The sequence below is a fragment of the Aeromicrobium sp. genome (assembly GCF_047606445.1).
Classification (GTDB): Bacteria; Actinomycetota; Actinomycetes; order Propionibacteriales; family Nocardioidaceae; genus Aeromicrobium.
Genome location: NZ_JASGEK010000050.1, coordinates 1 through 3,227, shown reverse-complemented (window position 1 = coordinate 3,227; position 3,227 = coordinate 1). Strand labels below are relative to the sequence as shown.

Genomic DNA, 3,227 nt, shown 5'->3' with positions numbered 1-3,227 from the left:
GACGGTCGGGGCGGCCGCGGTCCTCCTCGCGGTCGTCGCCGCCGCGACGGGCCTGGTGGTCCTGCGGGCGAGCCGCCGCCGCACCACCGACTGACGATCCGCTGATCAATGGGCCGATACCGCTCATTGTCCCCGCAGCTGCGCCGACCCGACCGGGGTCGGGCGGCGGCGGTGGCGCAGGGCGTCGAGGGTGAAGAGGGACAGTGCCAGCCAGACGAGCGCGAAGCCGCCCCAGCGCGCGGGCGTCATGTCCTCGCCGAAGACCACCAGGCCGAATAAGAAGTGCAGCGCCGGGGTCAGGTACTGCAGCAGGCCGATGGTCACGAGCGTCAGCCGGGTGGCCGCCGCGCCGAACAGCAGCAGCGGGATCGCGGTGACGAGGCCGGTCCCGGCCAGCAGCAGCGCGTTGCCCCGGCCGTGATGGCCGAAGGCCAGGTCGCCGGTGGCGTGCAGCCAGCCGAGGAAGGCGAGCGCGAACGGGGCCAGCAGCAGCGTCTCGACGCCCAGCGACTCGACGGTCCCGACGTTCGCCTTCTTCTTCACGAAGCCGTACGTGCCGAAGGAGAACGCGAGGGTGAGCGCGACGAGCGGCAGGTGGCCGTAGTCGACGGTGAGCACGGCGACCGCGACCGCGCCGAGTCCGACCGCGCCCCACTGGAGTCCGCGCAGCCGTTCGCCGAGGATCGCCACGCCGAGCATGACGGTCACGAGCGGGTTGATGAAGTAGCCGAGCGAGGTCTCGATGACGCGCTCGTGGGTGACGCCGTAGATGAACACGCCCCAGTTGACCGCGATGACGACCGAGGCCCCCAGGAGCAGCGCGAGCAGTCGCGGCTGGGTGAAGATCGCGCGGAACTGGCTCCAGCGCCCGGTGACGGTGAGCAGGATCGCGACGACGCCGAGCGACCAGACGACCCGGTGCGCCAGCGCCTCCAACGGACTCGCCGGGTCGAGCAGCGGCCAGTACAGCGGGAAGAACCCCCAACACAGGTACGCCGCGAACCCGAACCCGACGCTGCTGCGCTGATCGGTCCCCTTCACCCCGACAGTCAACACCCGACGAGGTCACCGCGTGCCGGGGGAGCCGCTAGGGTCGGGGCATGACCGCGGCGGAGCGCTTCGAGGCCTACGACAGCTCGCATGTGACGGTGCTGGTCCTGTTCGTCGTCGGGGCGATCCTGGTGGTCGTTGCCGGTCGTCGGCTGCGCGGGACCGACGTCGAGCGCACGGCCTCGCGGGTCGGCGCGGTCGCGGTGGCGTCGGTGACGATCCCGCTGCAGATCGCCCAGTTCACCCCCGCCGAGTGGAACCTCGACACCTCGCTGCCGCTGCAACTGTGCGACTTCGCCTGGATGATCGCCGTGCACGCGCTCTGGACCCGCCACCGCACGAGCGTCACGATCACCTGGCTGTGGGGCCTGACGCTGACGATGCAGGGCATGCTCACGCCCGACCTCGCCTCGCCCTTCCCCGAACCCCGCTTCATCATGTTCTGGGCGATGCACGTGCTCATCATCTGGGCGGCCTTCTGGCTCGTGCCCGGCCTCGGGATCGGCCCGACGTGGCGCACCTACCGCCAGACCATCGCCGTCACGTTCGTCTGGCTGGTCGCGACCATGTGCTTCAACGCGGTCGTCGGCACCAACTACGGCTACGTCAACGGCAAGCCGGACCGCGCCTCCGCGCTCGACCTCCTCCCGGCGTGGCCGTGGTACGTGCTCGTCCAGATCGTCGTGCTGACGATCGTCTGGGCCGCGTTGTCGGCGCCGTGGGCGGTGGATCGTCCACGCTATGCGCGCTCATAGGGTGGATGAGCCACCGACGCAGGGCCAAAGGTGGACAACTCACCGCCTCAGGGGGTCGTTAGGGGAGGAGGGGGCCGCGGTGGACCTTGGTGTTGCTGGCCTGGGCGAGCGGGCGCACGACCATGAGGTCGATGTTGACGTGCGGGGGCAGGGTCGCCACCCAGCGGACCGTCTCGGCGACGTCCTCGGCGGTGAGCGGGTGCTCGACCCCGGCGTAGACGGCGTCGGCCTTGGCCTGGTCGCCCAGGCGCACGAGCGAGAACTCCTCGGTGCGGACCATTCCGGGGGCGATCTCGGTGACCCGGATCGGACGGCCGTTCAACTCCAGCCGCAGCGTCTCGGTCATCGCCGCCAGCGCGTGCTTGGCCGCGACGTAGCCGCCGCCGCCCTCGTAGACCCAGTGACCGGCCGTCGAGCCGGTGTTGACGATGGTCCCGGCTCCGCTGGCCTCCAGCGCGGGCACGAGGGCCTGGGTCACCTGGACCGTGCCGACGACGTTCATCTCGTACATGCGGCGCCAGCGGTCGACGTCGCCGCCGGCCACCGGGTCGACGCCGAGCGCCCCTCCGGCGTTGTTGACCAGCAGGTCGAGCGAGCCGCCGACGACCTCGGCCAGCCGCGCGACGTCGCCCGCGTCGGTGACGTCGCAGGCGACCGCCGTGCCGCCGATCCGCTCGGCCAGCTCCTCCAGCCGGTCGAGGCGGCGGGCGGCGCAGAACACGTGGAAGCCCTCGGCGGCGAGAGCGGCGGCGGTGGCGGCGCCGATGCCGCTGCTGGCCCCGGTGACGACGGCGGTACGGGTCGGGCTCATCGGTCGCTTCCTTCCAGGGTGCCGTCCAGGGTCGGATCGGCGGGGTCGTAGACGAGGCAGGAGACTAACCGGTCGTCGAGCAGATCCCACGAGTCGGCGCGGGGATAGAGCCGGTAGACGTCGAGCTCGGAGTCCTCGTAGGGCCGGCCGACGAAGTCCTCGAAGGCGTCCACGCAGGCCGCGCCGCTGGTCTCCCGCGCGACCTCCTCGCCCGGATAGTCGTCGCCGTCCAGCGTCGTCTGGTGGTACGCCTCGGCCTCGTGCGGCTCGTCGCAGGGCACCGCCCGCATCGTGGTGACCGTCGGCGTGTCCCCCGGCAGGTCGTAGCAGTCGCCGACCTGGATCTCGTAGGCGCTGGCCTTGTCGTTGTGCCCGATGATCCGCCCGTCGCCGTCGCGCGCGGTCTCCTTGGAGGAGTCGATGATCGAGCAGCCGCCCACGGCGAGCGCCACGAGGAGGGCGAGGAGGGGGCGCATGCCTGGATGCTAGGGAACCGCTGATCAACTCGTAGGTCTGGGGCGGTGTCGGCTGGCCGGGCTGTCCGGTCAGGGTTGTGGGGTCGAGTTTGGGTCTTTGGAGGGTGATTTTCCTTGTGTTCCTGCCCTTTCCCG

Annotated in this window: 4 protein-coding genes; 1 reads left to right on the top strand and 3 read right to left on the bottom strand. The window is 71.1% G+C overall.

What is annotated here, in order from left to right; all coding sequences use genetic code 11:
* Positions 1-123: 123 nt before the first annotated feature.
* A complete protein-coding gene (gene rarD, locus QM621_RS09515; protein ID WP_414990138.1) occupies positions 124-1,041 on the bottom strand; it encodes an EamA family transporter RarD in 918 nt (305 codons plus the stop codon).
* Positions 1,042-1,100: 59 nt separating this feature from the next.
* Between rarD and QM621_RS09510 the strand changes: the two genes are divergently transcribed.
* Positions 1,101-1,805 (top strand): TIGR02206 family membrane protein, encoded by a 705-nt coding sequence (locus tag QM621_RS09510; RefSeq protein WP_414990137.1) that lies wholly within the window; start codon positions 1,101-1,103, stop codon positions 1,803-1,805.
* A gap of 58 nt (positions 1,806-1,863) precedes the next feature.
* On the opposite strand, the gene QM621_RS09505 is transcribed toward QM621_RS09510, so the two are convergent.
* Both QM621_RS09505 and QM621_RS09500 read right to left on the bottom strand, forming a co-directional pair.
* Entirely contained in the window at positions 1,864-2,616 is a 753-nt protein-coding gene (locus QM621_RS09505; protein ID WP_414990136.1) for an SDR family NAD(P)-dependent oxidoreductase, read from the bottom strand.
* On the bottom strand, positions 2,613-3,092 hold the full coding sequence (locus QM621_RS09500; RefSeq protein ID WP_414990135.1) for a septum formation family protein: 480 nt from the start codon (positions 3,090-3,092) through the stop codon (positions 2,613-2,615). Before QM621_RS09500 ends, QM621_RS09505 begins: the two co-directional genes overlap by 4 nt.
* Between the last annotated feature and the right edge of the window lie 135 nt (positions 3,093-3,227).